The sequence below is a fragment of the Streptomyces sp. NPDC050164 genome (assembly GCF_044459945.1).
In the GTDB taxonomy this organism is placed as follows: Bacteria; Actinomycetota; Actinomycetes; order Streptomycetales; family Streptomycetaceae; genus Streptomyces; species Streptomyces coeruleorubidus_A.
Map to the genome: position 1 here is coordinate 1 of NZ_JBITJK010000072.1, position 17,505 is coordinate 17,505.

The 17,505-nt window shown below is 67.7% G+C and carries 17 protein-coding genes and 5 pseudogenes; 13 read left to right on the forward strand and 9 right to left on the reverse strand.

Annotated elements, in window-relative coordinates; translation table 11 throughout:
• Window positions 1-175: 175 nt before the first annotated feature.
• Complete coding sequence (locus tag ACIBNA_RS44150; protein WP_399171082.1) at window positions 176-466, reverse strand: hypothetical protein; 291 nt, start codon at window positions 464-466, stop codon at window positions 176-178.
• Window positions 467-518: 52 nt separating this feature from the next.
• On the opposite strand from ACIBNA_RS44150, the pseudogene ACIBNA_RS44155 reads away from it, so the two are divergent.
• The 6 genes and pseudogenes from ACIBNA_RS44155 to ACIBNA_RS44180 form a co-directional block, all read left to right on the forward strand.
• Window positions 519-614 (forward strand): annotated as a pseudogene (locus ACIBNA_RS44155) (ArsR family transcriptional regulator); the annotation flags it as partial.
• A 261-nt stretch (window positions 615-875) separates the two neighbouring features.
• Window positions 876-1,301 (forward strand): LysR substrate-binding domain-containing protein, encoded by a 426-nt coding sequence (locus tag ACIBNA_RS44160; RefSeq protein WP_399171059.1) that lies wholly within the window; start codon window positions 876-878, stop codon window positions 1,299-1,301.
• 131 nt (window positions 1,302-1,432) lie between these two features.
• Window positions 1,433-1,786, forward strand: coding sequence for a transposase (locus ACIBNA_RS44165; protein WP_399171060.1), 354 nt, complete (start codon window positions 1,433-1,435; stop codon window positions 1,784-1,786).
• Between the two features lie 217 nt (window positions 1,787-2,003).
• Entirely contained in the window at window positions 2,004-3,068 is a 1,065-nt protein-coding gene (locus tag ACIBNA_RS44170; protein ID WP_399171061.1) for an IS110 family transposase, read from the forward strand.
• A gap of 23 nt (window positions 3,069-3,091) precedes the next feature.
• The gene (locus ACIBNA_RS44175; RefSeq protein WP_399171062.1) at window positions 3,092-3,964 is read left to right on the forward strand and encodes an IS3 family transposase; all 873 of its coding nucleotides are present in this window, start codon (window positions 3,092-3,094) and stop codon (window positions 3,962-3,964) included.
• 193 nt (window positions 3,965-4,157) lie between these two features.
• On the forward strand, window positions 4,158-5,126 hold the full coding sequence (locus ACIBNA_RS44180) for a helix-turn-helix domain-containing protein (protein ID WP_399171064.1): 969 nt from the start codon (window positions 4,158-4,160) through the stop codon (window positions 5,124-5,126).
• Between the two features lie 533 nt (window positions 5,127-5,659).
• Here the strand turns inward: ACIBNA_RS44180 and ACIBNA_RS44185 are convergent.
• Window positions 5,660-5,815: pseudogene (locus ACIBNA_RS44185) on the reverse strand (transposase); the annotation flags it as partial.
• 314 nt (window positions 5,816-6,129) lie between these two features.
• A complete protein-coding gene (locus tag ACIBNA_RS44190; RefSeq protein ID WP_399171065.1) occupies window positions 6,130-6,360 on the reverse strand; it encodes a hypothetical protein in 231 nt (76 codons plus the stop codon).
• A gap of 227 nt (window positions 6,361-6,587) precedes the next feature.
• On the opposite strand from ACIBNA_RS44190, the pseudogene ACIBNA_RS44195 reads away from it, so the two are divergent.
• Window positions 6,588-7,303: pseudogene (locus ACIBNA_RS44195) on the forward strand (IS6 family transposase).
• Between the two features lie 42 nt (window positions 7,304-7,345).
• Here the strand turns inward: ACIBNA_RS44195 and ACIBNA_RS44200 are convergent.
• Window positions 7,346-7,801, reverse strand: coding sequence for a hypothetical protein (locus ACIBNA_RS44200; protein WP_399171067.1), 456 nt, complete (start codon window positions 7,799-7,801; stop codon window positions 7,346-7,348).
• A 226-nt stretch (window positions 7,802-8,027) separates the two neighbouring features.
• Here ACIBNA_RS44200 and ACIBNA_RS44205 point away from each other — a divergent pair, with 226 nt between their 5' ends.
• From ACIBNA_RS44205 to ACIBNA_RS44220, 4 genes and pseudogenes are all read left to right on the forward strand, one after another.
• Window positions 8,028-8,324 carry a hypothetical protein gene (locus ACIBNA_RS44205; protein ID WP_059420460.1) on the forward strand — a complete coding sequence of 99 codons (297 nt, stop codon included), beginning with the start codon at window positions 8,028-8,030 and terminating at the stop codon, window positions 8,322-8,324.
• A 336-nt stretch (window positions 8,325-8,660) separates the two neighbouring features.
• Window positions 8,661-9,438, forward strand: a pseudogene (locus ACIBNA_RS44210) (class I SAM-dependent methyltransferase).
• Between the two features lie 635 nt (window positions 9,439-10,073).
• Window positions 10,074-10,814 carry a dihydrofolate reductase family protein gene (locus ACIBNA_RS44215; RefSeq protein WP_399171069.1) on the forward strand — a complete coding sequence of 247 codons (741 nt, stop codon included), beginning with the start codon at window positions 10,074-10,076 and terminating at the stop codon, window positions 10,812-10,814.
• A gap of 737 nt (window positions 10,815-11,551) precedes the next feature.
• Window positions 11,552-11,737: a hypothetical protein gene (locus tag ACIBNA_RS44220; protein ID WP_399171071.1), complete on the forward strand. Its 186-nt coding sequence runs from the start codon at window positions 11,552-11,554 to the stop codon at window positions 11,735-11,737.
• Here ACIBNA_RS44220 and ACIBNA_RS44225 read toward each other — a convergent pair.
• Window positions 11,725-12,300, reverse strand: coding sequence for a hypothetical protein (locus ACIBNA_RS44225; RefSeq protein WP_399171073.1), 576 nt, complete (start codon window positions 12,298-12,300; stop codon window positions 11,725-11,727). The two genes, ACIBNA_RS44220 and ACIBNA_RS44225, sit on opposite strands and share 13 nt — an antisense overlap.
• A gap of 48 nt (window positions 12,301-12,348) precedes the next feature.
• Between ACIBNA_RS44225 and ACIBNA_RS44230 the strand changes: the two genes are divergently transcribed.
• Complete coding sequence (locus tag ACIBNA_RS44230; protein ID WP_399171075.1) at window positions 12,349-13,593, forward strand: PQQ-binding-like beta-propeller repeat protein; 1,245 nt, start codon at window positions 12,349-12,351, stop codon at window positions 13,591-13,593.
• 34 nt (window positions 13,594-13,627) lie between these two features.
• Here ACIBNA_RS44230 and ACIBNA_RS44235 read toward each other — a convergent pair whose 3' ends face one another.
• From ACIBNA_RS44235 to ACIBNA_RS44245, 3 genes are all read right to left on the reverse strand, one after another.
• Window positions 13,628-14,077, reverse strand: coding sequence for a helicase HerA domain-containing protein (locus ACIBNA_RS44235; protein WP_399171077.1), 450 nt, complete (start codon window positions 14,075-14,077; stop codon window positions 13,628-13,630).
• Window positions 14,005-14,610, reverse strand: coding sequence for a hypothetical protein (locus ACIBNA_RS44240; RefSeq protein WP_399171078.1), 606 nt, complete (start codon window positions 14,608-14,610; stop codon window positions 14,005-14,007). The genes ACIBNA_RS44235 and ACIBNA_RS44240 overlap by 73 nt, the downstream gene beginning before the upstream one ends.
• A 65-nt stretch (window positions 14,611-14,675) precedes the next feature.
• Window positions 14,676-14,834, reverse strand: a complete 159-nt coding sequence (locus ACIBNA_RS44245) for a hypothetical protein (protein ID WP_399171079.1) — start codon at window positions 14,832-14,834, stop codon at window positions 14,676-14,678.
• A 589-nt stretch (window positions 14,835-15,423) separates the two neighbouring features.
• Here ACIBNA_RS44245 and ACIBNA_RS44250 point away from each other — a divergent pair.
• A complete protein-coding gene (locus ACIBNA_RS44250) occupies window positions 15,424-17,043 on the forward strand; it encodes a diguanylate cyclase domain-containing protein (RefSeq protein WP_399171080.1) in 1,620 nt (539 codons plus the stop codon).
• Between the two features lie 305 nt (window positions 17,044-17,348).
• Here the strand turns inward: ACIBNA_RS44250 and ACIBNA_RS44255 are convergent.
• Window positions 17,349-17,505, reverse strand: a pseudogene (locus ACIBNA_RS44255) (IS630 family transposase); the annotation flags it as partial.

Consider the following 17,505-nt stretch of genomic DNA (forward strand, 5'->3'; position numbering starts at 1 on the left):
CGCAATCCACACCGAAACCAGGGGCCCTCACCCCGTTCAAGGACCACTCAAGGCGTGTCGCCCGTCACCAACGTCCCGGGACAGCACATCTAGGCCTTCACCGGACGACCTGGTTCAACGATCCGGAGCTGGCGGAGCGGGAGCCCGTAGCCCTCGTCAACGAAAATCTCAGCGATCACTCCTTCGCCAGTGTCAACTGGGGGTACACGGCCGGGGACGCCACGTGGGTCGACCGCTCCACGGACGGCGGTAAGACATGGACGCAATGTGGCCCGTCGGGTTTGTGCTGTTGGAGGTCGAGGTTGTTTTCGATGTCGGTGATGACGTCGGTGAACATGGGCACGTCGACCGCCCCGGCCCGGCTCGTGCCGAGGTCGCTCTCGGCGAGGCGGGACACCCAACTTGGGGCGAGGGGTGGCCAGCCTCGCTCGCCGCGTTCCCCCTGGGGCAATGGATCGCCGATCATTGAGTCCGGCTCCACTAACCATCCCGGAGCTGAGGCACGAGGGCCTTCCCCTTCCGGTACGGCCAGTTACCACCTCCGGCAGCTGGGCGCGGCCGGTTTCGTCGAGGAGGACACCGAACGCGGCAACGCGCGCGAGCGCTGGTGGCGGTAGGACTACTCCTCATCCCTTCCTACTTTTGCTGGAAGGACAGACCGTTGATGAGACAGATGTGGTAGCCCACATAAACGGCGAGCTGGTGGTGTGGGAGCGGGACCGGCTGGCGTTCGAGCGGCTGCAGCAGCGTCTCGCGCGGCGCGGGTCAGGTGCGGCCGAGGCGGCGCGCCAGTGGCCGGCGCACTACGTGGTCTTCGACTTGGTCCATTCTTCCCGCCCGTACCGCCAGGTGTTCAGACCCACCGCCTGGCCACCATGGACCGCATCGTGTGCTTGCACAACCGCGACCCCCTTGCCGACCGGGGACCACTGTCCCTGGAGCAGCTGGCCGACCGGCCGGTCGTCGGCTGGTCACCGAGGATTCCCAAGGCCTGGCGGGACTTCTGGTCAGTCGACCCCAGACCCGACGGCGCCCCCGTCCTCTACACCGACCATCAGACCACCGAGTGGGAACCCGCCCTGACCGCCATCGGCCTCGGCGAGGGCATCCAGTTCCCCCCAGAACCCTCCCGATGGCTCTACCAACGCCACGGCGTTGCCTACGCCGAGGTCACCGACCTCGCCCCCTGCTGGACCGCCCTCGCATGGCGCACCCAAGACCGTGACAAACCCACCGTCACCGCCCTACGCACCGCAGCCCGAACCATCACCGCCCGCCACAGCACGGCCCGCAACGGCTGAAGTAAGACGGTCCACTTCGCCCGGCCCCGACAGGCTCACCGGCTCAGTGGATGGCAGGGTGGGCTTGATCCGCTTTGACGGACATCCGAGATCAGGGGTTCAGCCCCGGGAGGATGTCCATCATGGAGAGCATGGGGAAGAAGAAGCCTCGCCCTCGTCGCTCGTTCACGCCGGAGTTCAAGGCGGAGATCGTCGAGCTGTGCCGACGGGGTGACCGCTCGGTCGGTCAGATCGCCAAGGACTTCGATCTGACCGAGACCGCGGTGCGTGACTGGGTGAAGCAGGCCGAGGTCGATGCGGGCGAGCGGGACGGCCTGACCAGCAGCGAACGCGAGGAACTGGCCGCGCTGCGGCGGGAGAACCGCCGTCTGCGTAAGGACGTCGACATCCTCAAGCGGGCCACGGCTTTCTTCGCGTCAATGTCAGGCTGTTGGCAATCGGCGGGTGGACACGGGCCGAAGCCGCCTTTGGTGGTTGGTCCTTGATGTGCCGCCCTCTGGTGGCAGGATCTTGTCGACCGGCGGGCTGGCTCGTTTCTTCGCTGCCCCGTACGGCGGTGGCTTGTCGGCGATGTGCCGCCCGCGGGTCGCAGGCCGTCCGGTGCGGTGTGGCTTGATAGGAGCGTGCCGCTGGCCCGATTGAGGCGTGCCCCCGGCACCGGACGATCGCCCTGAGCATCCGGCATCGTCGCAGGGAGGCACGTTGATTGTCGTCGGGATAGACGGACACAAGAACACGCACACGCTGGTGGCAGTCGATCCGCTGGGCAAGCAGCTGGCGGAACTGACCGTGGCCGCCAGGCCCGCTGGCCATCTCAAGGCGCTGGCCTGGCTGCACGGCTTCGGTCCGGTGTTGGTAGCAGTCGAGGACTGCCGCCACTTGACCCGCCGGTTCGAGGCCGACCTACTCAACAGTGGGCACGCGGTGATGCGGGTGCACACCCGGCTGATGGCCGGCGCACGGCGCTCGGCCCGGGAGCGCGGGAAGTCCGACCCGATCGACGCTGAGGCGGTGGCACGGGTCGCTTTGCGCGAGCCCGACCTGCCCAAGGCGTGCCTGGACGGGCCGAGCCGGGACATCAAACTGTTGGTCGACCATCGGCGATCGCTCGTGGCCCAGCGCACCGCGATCGGCAACAAGCTGCGCTGGTTCCTGCACGAACTCGACCCGGAGCTGGCCGTGGCCTCTCGTGGTCTGCGTCGCCTGTGCATCCTGGACCACCTGGCCCAAGCCTTGATCCAGCATCGCGGGACGCTCGCGGCCATCGCTGCCGAACTGGTGGCGGACTGCCGCCGTCTCTCGGAACGCATCAACGCGCTGGAGAGCCAGATCAGTCGTTTGGTCGCCGCCCGAGCACCGCATCTGCTGGCGATCCCCGGCTGCGGCGTTCTGGGTGCCGCGGTCATCATCGGAGAGGCCGCCGACGCCACTCGGTTCGTCTCCAAGGCCGCCTTCGCCCGGTTCAACGGCACTGCCCCGATCCCCGTCTGGTCAGGCAACAAGGTCCGCGTCCGGCTCAACCGGGGCGGCAATCGCACCGTCAACCACGCTCTCCACATGATCGCTGTGACCCAGGTGCGAGGCGACGGCGAAGGCGCCGCCTACTTCGCCAAGCAACTCACCGCCGGCAAGACCAAGACGGAGGCCCTGCGTCTGCTGCGGCGTCGCATCTCCGACCGCGTCTACCGAGCGTTGCTCGCCGACCAAGCCGACCTCGGCCAACCCCTCAACCCGCTACCAGAAACGCCCATGAGCCTGGCCGCTTGATATAGGAGCATCAAGGAGACCCGGTGACGGTGCACCCGTTCATCGAGGCGGAGAAGCGTGCAGGTCACAGCGTCAAACGAGCGTGTGAGCTGCTGAAGGTCTCCCGGACCGCCTTCTATGCCCGCCGCGCTGCCAAGCCTGGTCCCCGCGCGGTCCGTGACGCCGAGCTGGCGGAACAGATCGCCGACGTCCACACGAGATCGCGGGGAACCTACGGTGCCCCGCGCGTCCATGCCGTGCTCAAGCGGACAGGCGCCGGATGCGGCCGCCGACGTGTCGCGCGGCTGATGCGGGCTGCCGGCCTGCAGGGCCGACACCGCAGACGACGGCACCTGACGACGATCCCTGACCCACGAGCTGCTCTGCGGCCCGATCTCGTCGTCCGGGACTTCCAGCCCGACCCCGCTGGCCTGGATGCCCGCTGGTGCGGCGACATCACCTACATCGCCACGGAGGAGGGCTGGCTCTATCTGGCCACCGTCATCGACATCGCCTCCCGTCGCGTAGTCGGCTGGGCGACGGCCGACCACCTGCGGACCGATCTGGTCGCCGATGCCCTTACGACCGCCTGTCGGAAGCGCCGTCCCACCCGGCCGGTGATCTTTCACTCGGATCGTGGCTGTCAGTACCCCAGCCAGCAATGCGCCGCACTCACAGACCAGTTGGAGGAACGCCTGTCGGTCGGCCGCACCGGACAGTGCTGGGACAACGCACTCGCCGAGTCGTTCTTCGCCACCATCAAGAGGGAGTCGCTCGGCGCCGTCTCCTGGCCCAGCCGGGCCGTCGCCCGGACCGCGATCTTCGATTTCATCGAGGGCTGGTACAACTTGCACCGTCTGCACAGCAGCCTCGGCTATCGCAGTCCCGCCGAATACGAGACCGCACTCGCAGCCTGACCACCACACCGATGGTGTCCGTCAAAGCGGAACAAGCTCAGGCCCTGTGTGTGTCCGTCGAAGCTGTTGCACAGCGAGAGGGAATCCAGCCAAACTGATGCTCGGACCGTCCGTGTCGAGGGGGACTTGTGGGGGAACGGGCCAGGGTACTGTCAGGCCGGTTTTATGACCGATGCAGACGCAGGTCTGCCTCATGAGCCCGGTCCTGGACACCGCGTTCATGGCGCCGCAGGACCGGGAGGAAGTGCTCCGGCACGCGCTGTGGGAATCCATGGTGGCGGTCGATATCGATCACCGTCCTCCGGCTGAGGACATCTCCGTTCGCGTGGGGTTCGACGCCGTTGGGCCCCTCAGGATCTGTTCGGCGCGGGCGACCGCGGCCACTCTCCGTCGGACGGAGCGGCTGGCCCGAAAGGACGAGGAGCCGGCCGTCTTCCTCAGCCTTCAGACGAGGGGCACCAGCCTGGTGGTGCAGAACGGTCGCCAGTGCCTGCTGAGGCCAGGAGACTTCGCCGTCTACGAATCGAACACCCCCTACACACTTGTCTTCGACGAGGGAATCGACGACCATTTCTTCCGTTTCCCCCGCGCGGCACTCGCGCTCCCCGAGCGGTTGCTACGAGACATCACCGCGGTCCCCCTGGGACCCGACAACCCCATTGCGCGCCTCGCCTTCACCTACTTCTCCCAACTGGCCGTCAGCGACGACATGCACCAGGGCGTGCACGCCGACGCCGTCGTGGAACCCAGCATCGAACTGCTCCGTGCCGTCTTGGCGTCCCAGCACGGTAACTCCAGCCTGGCCAGAGAACCGTTGGAGGCGACACTCAGTCGTCGGATCACTCATTACATCCGGGCGCACCTGGCTGATCCCGATCTGTCGGCGGCACGGATCGCCGCCGCACACGGCATCTCCGTACGTCACCTCTACGCGGTGCTGTCCCGGTCGGGCATCAGCCTCGGAGACTGGATCCGTGCCCGCCGCCTGGCCGAATGCAGGCGAGAGCTGGCCGGCCCGAACGGCCGACTGCGGACCATCGCAGCGATAGGACGGAGTTGGGGCTTCGTGGACGCGACCCACTTCAGCAAGATCTTCAAACAGGCATACGGAACCTCGCCTCGGGCCTGGCGCGACCAGAACCACCCCCGCTCCTCCGCGTGATGGTCTCCGCGCGGCCGCGTTTCACGTGACCGACCTTGGACGCTCGGTCTGGGGCTGCGATCAGGCGACCAGTGCCAGTTCTCCGGTTCCGGTGAGTTCCGCGGTCGTGTCCTCACGACGGGCGAGGCATACGCCCGCCCCGCCCATCACAAGAGGGGCACCAAACCCCGCCGAACTGGATAAACGACAAGCTCAGAACGGGGGATCGTCGTGCCAGGGGCCGTCCGACAGCTCGGACGGCCGGGGGTGCGCCGCTGGAGGATGGCCAGGGCGTCCTCGACGCGGCCGAGGTCGATGAGGTAGCCGGCCAGGTCATGGCTGTTCGCGGAGGCGTGCTGTTCGAGGACGGCGACGGCCTCCTCAGTACGTCCGGCGCCGGCGAGCAGCTCGGCGATGTGCGGCGCCGCGTACGAGGTGGCACCCTCGGGGTGGGAGCGGGCCTGTGCAATCGCTTCGTCGACGCCGTCAGCGGTAGCCGTATCCAGTACAGGTCCCACTCCTCCTCGCCCCCGCGGGCTGCGGCGAGGCATCGTGATCGCGTTCATGATCTCGCGCAGATCATGCTCGGGCGGGCGTCCGATGTCCAGGGCATGCCGGCGACGCTCGGCCCGCCAGGCGCTCAGCACCGGCTCGATCAACGCCCAGCGGGCATCGGACAAATCACTCGGATACGGATGACGTTCGGCCACGACCGAGATACCGCTGGCCAGGGGCGTGCGCCCCCAGAGGTACACCGCAAGCAACGGGAGCACGGACCACGCGACGGGCGCCTTGGGACGAGACAGGCGTAAGCCATCGTCCGCCCCAGCCGTCACCCCATGAGACACATCCGCCGCACTCACTCCAGCAGCTCCACCGGAACAACGACCCGGCATCGAAAGATGCAGGAGTAAAGCGCACCCCAAGGACGAAAACGACCTCTGAACCGGCCGGACACTCAAAGCACAGAGAGACCCCGGAGGAGCAGTCCTCCGGGGTCTCTTGCTGTCGACAGGCGAGCAGGTCAGCTGGTGCCCAGACGGGCGTCCAAGAGGATGGGGGGCAGCTGCTTGCCGTCGGGAGCTTCCAGGTCGATGCAGTCCAGTACCGCGCCCGTGGCATCCCAGACGCGTCGGCACACAGCGCCGCGAGCAGCGTCGATCATGGTGAACCGGGCGAGGTAGGTGCACTGGACCAGTCGCGGCAGATCGGCCCCTTCCAGCTCTACATGAAGGAAGCCATCCTCGTCAGGCACCTGGGAGACGGTCTCGTAGGGGAAGGTCTTGTAGTGGCTGAACCCGTATTGGCACTGCTGCTGGACAACGCGCCATGTCGCTGGGGCGCAGACCAGTTCCAGGGCGTGAGACCCCAGCGGCCTTCAGCAGCCGCTCGCGCCGCAGCTGGAGTTCCAGACGTGACACTGTCACGTTGGCTGTCCGGGTGGGATGATCTTCGGGTTGATCACGCTGGAAAGGGTCGTCCGTGGACAGCGCGCCGCCGTCGTACAAGGGGCACCGATACCCAGTCGAGATCATCTCCCACTGCGTGTAGCTGTACCACCGCTCCCGCTGTCACTCCGCGAGGTCGAGGAGCTGATGCTCCAACGCGGTGTCGTCGTCTCCTACGAGACCGTCCGCCGCTGGTGCGCCAAGTTCGGCCAGGCCTACGCCAACGGACTGCGCCGCCAGCCCCGTCCCGGGGACAAGTGGCACCTGGACGAGGTCTTCATCAAGGTCAACGGCGAGCAGCGGTACCTGTGGCGGGCCGTGGACGCCGACGGCAACGTCCTGGACGTCCTCGTGCAGAACCGGCGGGACACCGCCGCGGCCAGGCGGTTTTTCCGCAAACTGATGAAGAAGACCCACATGGTGCCCCGGGTGGTCGTCACCGACAAGCTGCGCTCATACGGCGCCGCTCACCGTGAGGTCATGCCCTCGGTCGAGCGCCGCTCCCACAAGGGCCTGAACAACCGGGCCGAGAACAGCCACCAGCCCACCCGGCAGCGCGAACACGCGATGAAGGGCTTCCGCAGTACCGGTGGCGCCCAGCTGTACCTGTCCGCGTTCAGCGGCATCTCACCCCACTTCCGGCCCCGCCGCCACCTCAGGACAGCCTCCGACCACCGCGCCGAAATGACCGTCCGCTTCGTGATCTGGGACCAGATCACCGGCACTGCCGACCAGCCCACCACGGCCTGAGCACACGCCCGGACCCCAGGCCCACCATGCCCCGCCGCGCCGTCAGACCGTCACGTACCCAACAACGTGACAACGCCCCTGGAGCTCATCGGCGCGGGCCGCGATCTGGGCGGCTTCGCGCAGCTCGGTTTCCCGGGCTGCGGCGGCCGCGGCTTCGGCGGCGAGCTCCTCCTGGACGACGCCGTCGGTGTCCGGGTCGTAGACGGTGCCGGAGGGAGCGGCGGCGAGCAGCTGGTCGATGCGCTCCCATTCCGCGAGCTCCGCCCGGCCGCGGGTGTCGTCGGCCAGGTGCTCGTGGCGGGAGTCCTGGCGCGCGTCGAACCGGGCGTCCTCGAGGGCCGCCGCGACGGCGGCCGCGTCCATGCCCTTCGCGCGGCGGCGGACCACACGCCGGCCGATGCGGGCGTGGGCGACCGGCTCACGGGGCGCGGCCGCGCGGGGAACGGGACGGCGGGAGTGCGCCGGGGCGGCCAGGGGCTGCTCATCAGGGCCTCGCATTCGGGATGCGGAATAGGGTGCGGGCCGCCGCCAGAGCGCTGTACGACGGCCCGCGAATAAGTGTGACTGAGTGCCACAGTTGGTCAGTCTGAGCGGTGCAGGTGGCCCGCTCGGAGCCCCAGAGCCGAGATGGCCCCTCCTCCGGATGGAGCGCCTCAACGCGCGGTCGAATCGTTGAGACGGTCGACTGGGAGAACCCGAGGCCCCTCAATGAGACGGAGTGATCATGGCCATCATCGCTGTGTTTGACGTGCCCGGCATGACCCAGGCCCAGTACGAAGAAGGCACAAACAAACTGAACAAGGGACGCGGACTGGTCAAGGCCAGTTCGGACTGGCCCGTCCCCGGTCTCATCGCCCACATTGCAGGCCCCAGCCCGACCGGTTGGCATGTGACGGATGTCTGGGACTCCGAGGAGTCCTTCAACCGGTTCGGTGAGACCATCCTTCCGATCCTGCGAGACCTCGGATTCGCCGATGTGCAGCCGAAGGTTTTCCCGGCCTTCAATGTCGTGACCGCTTGAACTCGGAGCGATGATCAAGTCCGTCCGAGTGTCGTCGACCGTGAACGCTAAGGCTGGCCAAGAAGGCCGCTAACTGGCCAACCATGGCGCTCAGTCACAATAATGAGCCGAAGCGCGATAGTTGTCACCGGCGAAGCCGGCTGAGCTGGCGAATGAGACCTGTTGGCTTCGTTCACGTTCAGCAACAGCGTTTGTCGATGAGTTTCAACAGCAGTTGGCGATCAGCACGCTCGCAGATGTTCATGGGAAATGACGGCAAGGTCGTCAGTGAGGGCGTTCGCGCCGATCACGGGGATGACCGGCCCCTCCGGGGAACAGGCACAGTAATCTCGGGCCATGCCCGAGACATCGGTGGCGCACTTCTACGACGAACTGGCTGACGACTACCACCTGATCTATCCAGACTGGGACGCGAGCATCCGTCGGCAGGGGGGGCGCCCTAGACGCCCTGATCGGTCAAGAGCGCGCGGCGGTCCTCGACTGTTCCTGCGGCATCGGCACGCAGGCCATCGGTCTGGCGCTGCGCGGGCACCGGGTCACCGGGACCGACCTCAGCCCCCGCGCCGCCGCCCGCGCTGCCCGTGAGGCCGCCCGCCGGAACCTGAGCCTGCGCACGGCCGCTGCCAACATGCGACGCCTCCCCTTTCCTGATGGCCGGTTCGACACAGTCGTCTGCGCCGACAACTCACTGCCTCACCTGCTGACTGAACAGGATGTGCACGCCGCCCTGGCAGAGATGCGCCGCGTGCTGCGTCCCGACGGCCTGCTGCTGGTCAGCACACGCCACTACGACGACCTGTTGCGCGACCGCCCGGCTTCGACGCCTCCTCAAGTCCACAGGAACGTCGACTGCGCCGAGGACGAAGAACGGACCGTCACCTTCCAGCTCTGGCACTGGCACGACGACGGCGAGCACTACGACCTGGAGCACTTCCAACTCCTTCCGGCAGGCGGCGAATGGCGCGTCCAGGTCCGCCGTACTACTTACTGGGCACTCGGCCAAGACCGGCTGGCCGGCCTCGCAGCCGAGGCCGGGTTCGTCGACCTCGAGTGGCGGATGCCGCAGGAGACGGGCTTTTTCCAGCCGCTGCTCGTGGCCCGCGCCGGTGAGTAGGTGACTCCACCTCTCGGCGTGGGAGGGCAGGTGTCAGCCAGCCTTGGCGGGTTCCTCAGCGCGTGCTCGGGTGGTGGCGAGGGGTGATGGCGCTCTTTGAAATTGGCCACCCCCTGCTCAGGGGTGTCCCCACACCTGCTCGCGATTCCCCAGCTGTGGAATGACCTCCTGGGGCAGGGGTCCGTTTGTCCTCGGCCGATGATTAGGTCTGGTTCGCGATCCGGCGGCCGAGCTGTTCGAGGAACTCCTGCAAGCTGGACGGGGTGACCTCGGAGCGGGGCCGTACTCACGGAAGTGCTCCGCCGCCGTCGCAGGTGAGTGGATGAAGCACGCGCTGTCGACGTCGGGCAGCGAGGCCTCACCCATCACCCAGTAGAGCGGGGTGGGCCGTTCGCGGGTGGGGCTGAGCTGGGGCTTTGACAGAACTCAAACCGCCATTCCCAGTCGCGTGGAGATCATTACCCAAGTGCGTGCATAGCGCAATCATGTAGGCCTCGGGCCCTCCGAAGCAGTGCCGCTCCGCCGACCTGATCGGCTGCAGCGTCATGGGTTTTCTCGTTACTCCACAGCGCGGCCGATGAGTTTGTGGCTCCCGGCCAGTCCAAGCTCGTGACACCCTAGGAAAGGACACCGCCATGTCAGAGCTTCTCGTCGACTTCATCACCTCCCTAGACGGCCACGCATCGGGAGAGGGATGGCCCGGGTTCTGGGGCCTCGAGGGCCCGGAGTACCTCGCATGGCTCGGTGAGCAGCCCGAGGTCACCTACCTGATGGGAGCGAACACCTACCGCCTGATGTCGGGCTTCGCCGCAGGCGAGGTCCCGAATGGCCAAAACGAGTTCAGGCCCGAAGAAGAGGCGTCCGTCGACGAGCTCACGCAAGCGTCCAAGGTGGTGTTCTCCTCCTCACTCGAGGAGCCACTGACGTGGGCCGACTCCACGCTTGTCCGCGACGACGCCGTCGAGGCGGTCCGCGCCATGAAGTCGAGTGGCTCGGGGCTCCTCAGCACGATCGGCAGCCTCAGCCTGTGCCGGTCCCTGCTACGAGCCGGACTCGTCGACCGCTTCCGGGTCGTGATGTTCCCGGTGATCACCGGGGCCACGTCCCACCGGGGAGTTCAGAGCGGAGTGGATGTCCTCATCGAGGCGCTGGAAGGCCACCACAAGCGGGGATGTGAAGGTTTCCTGGTTGAGCCGGTCGGGCGTGCCCCTCAGCACTCGCCTACGGGGCGGCGGGCTCGGCGGGCTATATCCATAAGCCGTAGGCGACCAATCCCTGGACTGCGGCAACACAAGACCGTCGATGAGGACGACGTCCGCTGCTTCCCGCAGCTCAGAGAAGGCAGCAGACATGTCGGCCGCGAAGCTGTCAGGTGAGATCTCTCGTCCGGCCGCCAGGGAGTCAACCGCTTGAGCCTGAAGCTGGAGTACTGCACGAGTACTGCTACGGATCTTGATCAGACGGTTGACCTCAGCCTCGGCCAGCTCCGATCGGCGAGCGCGCGCCGCACCTCTGTTCTGGAGCAGAGGCACGGCGACAGCCGCTCCGGCCCCCACTAAGGCGCCACCTAGTGCCCCGACCAACCCATAGAACGCTGCACTGTCCGCCATGGAAACATCATCTTCTAAGTGCAGCGCAGTTGCTGTCCCCGAGCCGGATCGAACTTCAGCGGCACAAACTCGCGCTCGTCAAGGTTCGTGACACCGGGCAGCGATCGGCAAGCGGGCTGACCTCACCGCCCTGCACGAGCGGCTGCCGTACTCCGTCGAGCCGATGGAAGGCTGGCAACGTCCCGAGGACTACTGGCTCGCCACGACGCCCGCGTACCCGGACTCGCCGAGCTGGTCGGAGCAGGAGCAGCAGGAAATCGCGCCGCGCTGCGGAAGAAGAACGCGAGCTCGCCGCCGTGACTCTCACGCACGCCTTCTGGAGTGAGGTCGCCGCACCGGATCGTCCGGACGCCCGCAGTCAGCTCAAGCATGCTCTCGTGGCGGTCGCGGACGGCGGGGAGCAGCAGGTGCAGCCGTGGCAGGCCGGCCCCCGACGTGTTCAACGAGGCGACGGGCCATGAGCGTTCGGCCATGATGACGACAGCGTTGAGGGAGGGGCCAACATGCGGCTGACGATCGACACCGAGACGGACACCTACGAGCAGGCGCTCGCCGCTGTGCAGACCGCCTACGGGCTGCGCCCCGCCGTGCCCTCCGACTGGCCCGACGCCCCGGCCTCCGAACCCCGACCCGGCCCGGAGGACCTGAGCGAAGAGAACTTGGTGAGGGCTGGACGCTATTCGAAGTGATCGCGTCCCTGATGCCCGGAGCCAGGACGGTACTGCGGCGCATCGTCGAACTGGGCGGCACCGCCTCGTACGACGACGTCCAGCAGTACTTCGCCGAGCACCCGAGAGACGCTGGCAGCGAGGCGGGCCTTCTCGTAGCGGGCCGCCGACCGAGCGCCGGTCAGCGGGCGGATCACAGCCTGGTCCTCGATATCGTGCGGGTACAGAGCGCGTAGATCGGCAGTCATCATCCGGCCCATCGGGCGGGTGTAGCCCCCCCATGGCGGTCTGCACGATCTGTTCGTCCAGGCCGGGTTCGTGGGGTCGACACCGCGCAGGACGTGGGCGAAGTGGCGGCGGGCTTCGGCGAGCAGGTGCCAGCGCCGGAACCCGCCGCCAATCTCGTACACCACGGCCGTGACGTCGACGGCGGCCAGGGCAGCGTCGACCACCGGCCACACCCGCGCCCACACCGCCGCCGCCGCCCGCGCCCGCTCCGCCAACTGGTAGATGGTGCAGGCGCCGAACGCCCGGATCGCCGACTTCCACCAGGCGTCGCGCAGCTCGGACAGCGACCGCGCCACCTTGCAAGCCTTCTGCGACCATGGGCCTTCACACGGGGGTGGCTGCTGATGCGTCAGATGCGGTGGATACGAGGGGTGGTGGCCGTCTCGGGTGCCGCCCTGGTGGGTCTGGTCCTGGGCGGGTGTGCGCCTGCCGGGGACGCTCAGCCCGACAAGGGCGGGGGCACGACCGCTTCCCCGGTCCGCTCCGCGTCGGCCTCGCCGGTCGACGGACCGTGGCGTGCCTGGGTGAGCTCGCTCTCCGCCGAGAAGGCGCCCGGGGCCTGCGGTGCCACGCCCCACCAAGTCGTGTGCAGTACCGCCTCGGGCGGTCTCGTCGGTAGGTCCCGGGCCGACGGCACCGTCAACTGGGCCGTGCCTGGCAGCGGCGGCGGCAAGAGCGGCCCGCTCGTCCTCGACTCCGCCGACGAACGCGCCTTCACTAGTGCCGAACGAGTGCTGCGCGCCGCGAACCTGCGCACGGGCATACAGGCCTGGTCCCGGCAACTGCCCGCCGGACGGGTGGCCGTCGGCCTCGTGGCCGCGGACAGGACCGTCTACGCGCTCGACGCCCCGAGCGACGGCGGCGACGACACGGACCTCGCCCTCGGTGCGTACCGGGCGTCCGACGGTTCTCTCATCTGGCGCGAGGAGCTCCACGCGGACCCCGACGGCGGCCTCGCTGCCTTCGGCAGCCGGATCTACACCACCGACGGCACCAAGGCCACCGCCCGCGACGCCCGCACCGGCACCCCGAAAGCGACCACTCCCCCAGGCACCGAGTGCCCCCGCCTCCTTTCCGGTGGCGGCTACCTGGTCTGCACCGGCAGCCCGGTGTCCGCCTCGGACACTTTCCCGCCCCTGCAACGCCTCGCCCCCGCCACCCTCCGTCCGCTCGCCACCGCCGAGGACAGCGGCATGAAACCCGAGAACGGCCTGGTCTCGTCCAACGGCGTGCTGGTCCTGTACGAGGACAGCGCGGAGGACCCAGGCGCCGGCGCCTGGAACGCGTACGACCTCGAACACCCCCGCAGGCTGTGGAGTTACCCCACCTCCTCACAGGAGGCAGGCCTGGCCCACAGACGGTTCGTCACCTTCACCGACGCCTACGGTCCCCCCAAATCCCGCCTGATCAGCATGGATCTGCGCGCCGGACCCGAGGGGACCGGAGCGGCGGCGCCACGCATGTCGCCGCCCCCGCCACAGGCCTGGGACGGCGAACGCCCGGCGCTTATCGTGCCCGGAGGCGACGCAGGCCACGTCGTCGTCGTGGCACGGATCCACCTCGCCCTGCGCTCCGTCCCGCTGCCTTGAAGGCCGTCGCGCGGGACGGCCGACCGGTCGGGGCCTACCAGGGGCCCCCAAGATCCCCGAGCGGCTCGCGTTCCCAGACTGGGAACTTACTCCCCGGCGCGAGCGAGGACGAACCCGCTCTCGTCACGGTCGGCAGCTCCTTCGCCCACAGGTGGGAGAGCCGCGCGGCGTCGAGGACCAGGGCGTGGGCGCCCTGGAACTGGGCGGTGAGGGTGCGCAGGACGGTCGTGCTGCCGCCGCCGGTGCAGGTGACGCCCGGGATGCCGCGTGCCCAGGGGTGGGAGATCCGCTTGTAGTCGAGGATGAACGCCTGCGAGCCGTGGTGGAGCATCTGGCAGGTGATGCAGCGCAGGGTCACCGACTTGCCGCCGCCCGTACTCGCGTTGACGAGGATGTGGGGCGATTCCACGTTCAGGTCGACGGCGACGGTCTTGCCTCCGGTGCCGATGCCGAGGAGGGGCGCAGACTCCGGTGCCTTGGCCACCAGCTCGCGGACCTTGGGTCCTTGAAGACGGCCTTCTTCGGGGACTTGCGGGTCTTCTTTGCCAGCACGTACGGCTTGCGCCCTGCCGGGTGCCAGGAGAACGTCACGCCCTCCAGGGCGAGCTTCTGGGGGATGAGGTCCGCGACGACGTCGCGGGAGAAGCCCAAGCTGGTGGGCAGGTCGACGCGTATCTCCGCGTCGTCGTCGGAGAAGTTCTTCGGAACGTGGAGGTAGCGGCGGGGGCCGGTCTGCTCCGCGATCCCCAGCGGCACGGCGAGCGCCTGGTGCAGCGGGGCGACCCACTCACGCATCAACTCCCGGCGCTCGCGGGTCAGCACCATGTACGCCGCGCCGCCGACGGTCAGGACGGATGCCGCGCCGATCCCGCCGCTCTCCAGAGTGGCCAGGGCCTGCTCCCGGTTGTCCCACAGCTTCTGGGCGGTCTGCACGGTGGTGTCGAGATCCTGGGTGGCCAGGTAGCCGGTCTCCCAGACGCCGGCCCCAGCGCGACACGGAAGGACAGGCGCCGCCACCCGGGCTTGTAGGAGCGGCGGCGTACGCGGCCCTCCACTTTCGGCAGGACGCGGGTGCCCGAGCGTCAGAAGGTGGTGTCGGTGCGCTTCACGCCCAGGTCCCGGCCGGCCAGGATGCGGCCGATGCCGAACATGAGGGATTCGGCGGACTCCTCCACCTGCTTGTCGAACTTCGGCTGGTGGGTGAGATCTCTTTTGTAGTGGCTCGCGAGAGCACCGGCCAAGAGGGCGGAGTGATCAGACAGCTTCTGCAGCTGACCTCCAACTGGCAGGGTGTCAGCCTCTGGGAGGTCGTCCGTTTTTCAGGTGAACTTACCGCTTTCATGAGGATACGCGCTAGACATCCTCCTACGCTCTTATCCGGCACGAGCAGTACAGACACGGTGTGCCTGCCCTCTTTGGGCTCGATGACCGTCGGGGGTTCGCATGAGGCCGGGACAGGCCGGTTGGTGGGGCTCGTTGCACGCCGTTCGTATCGGCTGGTCATCGGCGGCATGTGGGTGGGGCAAGACTCTGGGGCTGGCATCGGTGCTTGCCGCCGCAATGAGCGCGAGCTCGACGGCGGTGCTGTTCCTCCCAGTCGGCGTCGGAGTGCCGGCTGCGCATGGTCTAGCCGCCCTGTCGCTGCTTGGGCGTGCCAGGACGGCCGCCGGAAGGGTCCGCCTTCGTCTTACGCTCCTAGCGGTGTCTGTGGCAGCGGGTGGCCTTCACCACCTAGTGGTCAATCAGCTCCCTTCCTCTCGATGCAACCCCGCTGGCGGCTTCCACTTCGTCCTCCAACTGCTAGCGGCCACCGGAATCACACTGTGTCTGGTGCTGGGAGTCGCCGGGTTAGCCGTCGCGGTGGCGGACGGCGGCACGACGCTGATCTGGCTGCGGCGAGTCCTGGACGGATGGATGATCGCCGGCTCCCTGCTCACACTGGGCTGGGTGCTGCTGCTGCATCGTGCCGACCAAAGCGGCAATGCCTTCGGGTCCTTGCAGGATCTAGCACGCGTGGTGACCGACATCCTGGTCTTTGGACTTCTGGTGGCACTGCGCTACTCCCTGAAGCGTCCTGAGCGCACAGCGACAACGGTGGGTGTCCTGGCCCTCGTCGCGTTGTCCGCAAGCGACATGCTGCGCATCCTCATGCCCGCCCCCGGCACCTGGTACGGCATTCCTTGCTCGGCGGCCTGCTCGATCACTGGCCTGCTCCTCATCGCCGTTGCCCCATGGCTGGCCGGAGGCACCAGCGTCGTGGACGTCGACCAGCGCATCATGCCCGTTGTCGGGGTCGTGGCCGCTTTCGTGCCCGTGGCCATCTGCGTCCTGGCCTTGACAGCTCACACCATGGTCGGAGGCCGCACCGACATGGTTCTGCTGGTCCTGGCGGGTTTGCTGCCTATCTCGCTCGGTATCCGCCAGGGCATCATCCACGCCGATCACCTGCGTATTACTCGCGAAGCCACCACCCGGGAGGCGCTTTACCGCGCCTTGGTCGACGGCACCCGCGACGTGATTACCATCGTCAGCCTGGACGGCCACGTGCTCTACGTCAGTCCTGCCGCTCATCACGTCTTCGGTTACCGGCCTGAGGACCTGCTGGGTGCCCGTCTGCCCCTGTACTGCCACCCCGACGACCTGACGCCGCTGATGCAAGCAGTCGAGACGCTGCGGCAGGAAGCCGCATCAAGCATCCCCGGTCCGGGCCGCCGCGTGTCCTGCCGGGTCCGCCACGCCGACGGACGTTGGCGCCACGTCGAGTCGACGGTCAGCCACCACACCGAGGGAATGATCTTCAGCAGTCGCGATGTGACCGACCGGGTCATCCAGCGGGAACAACTCGAGCACCTGGCCTTCCACGACGCGCTCACCGGACTGCCCAACCGGGCCCTGTTCGCCGACCGAGTCGCGCATGCCCTGCGGAAGCGAACCATTCGCGTAGCCCCACCCGCAGTGCTCTTCGTGGACCTGGACGGCTTCAAGGCTGTCAACGACTCGGCTGGACACGCGGTGGGCGACGCTCTCCTGATCCACGCCGCTCGTCGGCTCCAGGCATCCGTACGTGCTGAAGACACCGTGGCCCGCCTCGGCGGTGACGAGTTCGCCGCCCTCCTGGAGGGAGAGGCCGGGACACACCCCTCACGTGCCAAAGACGTCGCCGAGCGAATCCTGTCTGCCCTGACACAGCCATACCAGATCGCAGGCAAAGAGGCATTCGTCTCAGCCTCCATCGGCATGACACTCGCCCTCCCGGGCGTCACACCAGACGAACTCCTCCGCCAAGCCGATGAAGCCATGTACGAGGCGAAGAGAGCAGGCAAAGGCCGCATCCGCATACACATCCCCCAGTCCCGCCAAACCGGCCACAGTCCGTCACCCGAGGCATGCCAGACGGCCGCCCCCCTCCAGGCGTCAGACGAACCGGCTGCGCACGGCCTGGGACAGTGACCCCGTGCTGCCGGTACCCGAAAACCCCTGATTACAGATGTGACATTTCGCTGCACACCATTTGAGCACCGACAGGGCGTCAGGCAGCGCGCCAGGCAGCACGCTTCCACAGTCACGTGCTCGGCCTCGACCGTCGTGGCTGGTTGCGCGAGGGGTGCTGCTCGAGCGCGGGCCGCGGCGGACACTGGCATTGGCGACGTTCAGCCATTGCCATGCGCCGCAAGATACTTGCGGCGCATGGCAAGGCTCCGACGGCGCAGGTACTCGCGGCAGGTCTGACTCCAGCATGATCGGCCGGACAAGTCCTAGTGACCTGAGTCGGAGATTCGTCGGCAGTAGGCGGCTACTTTGTCGAGGATCTCGTCGACGGTCTTGGTCCAGATGAACGGCCTGGGGTGTTCGTTCCAGTCGGCGAGCCAGGCGCGGATGTCGCGTTCCAGGGCTTGGACGGAGCGGTGGACG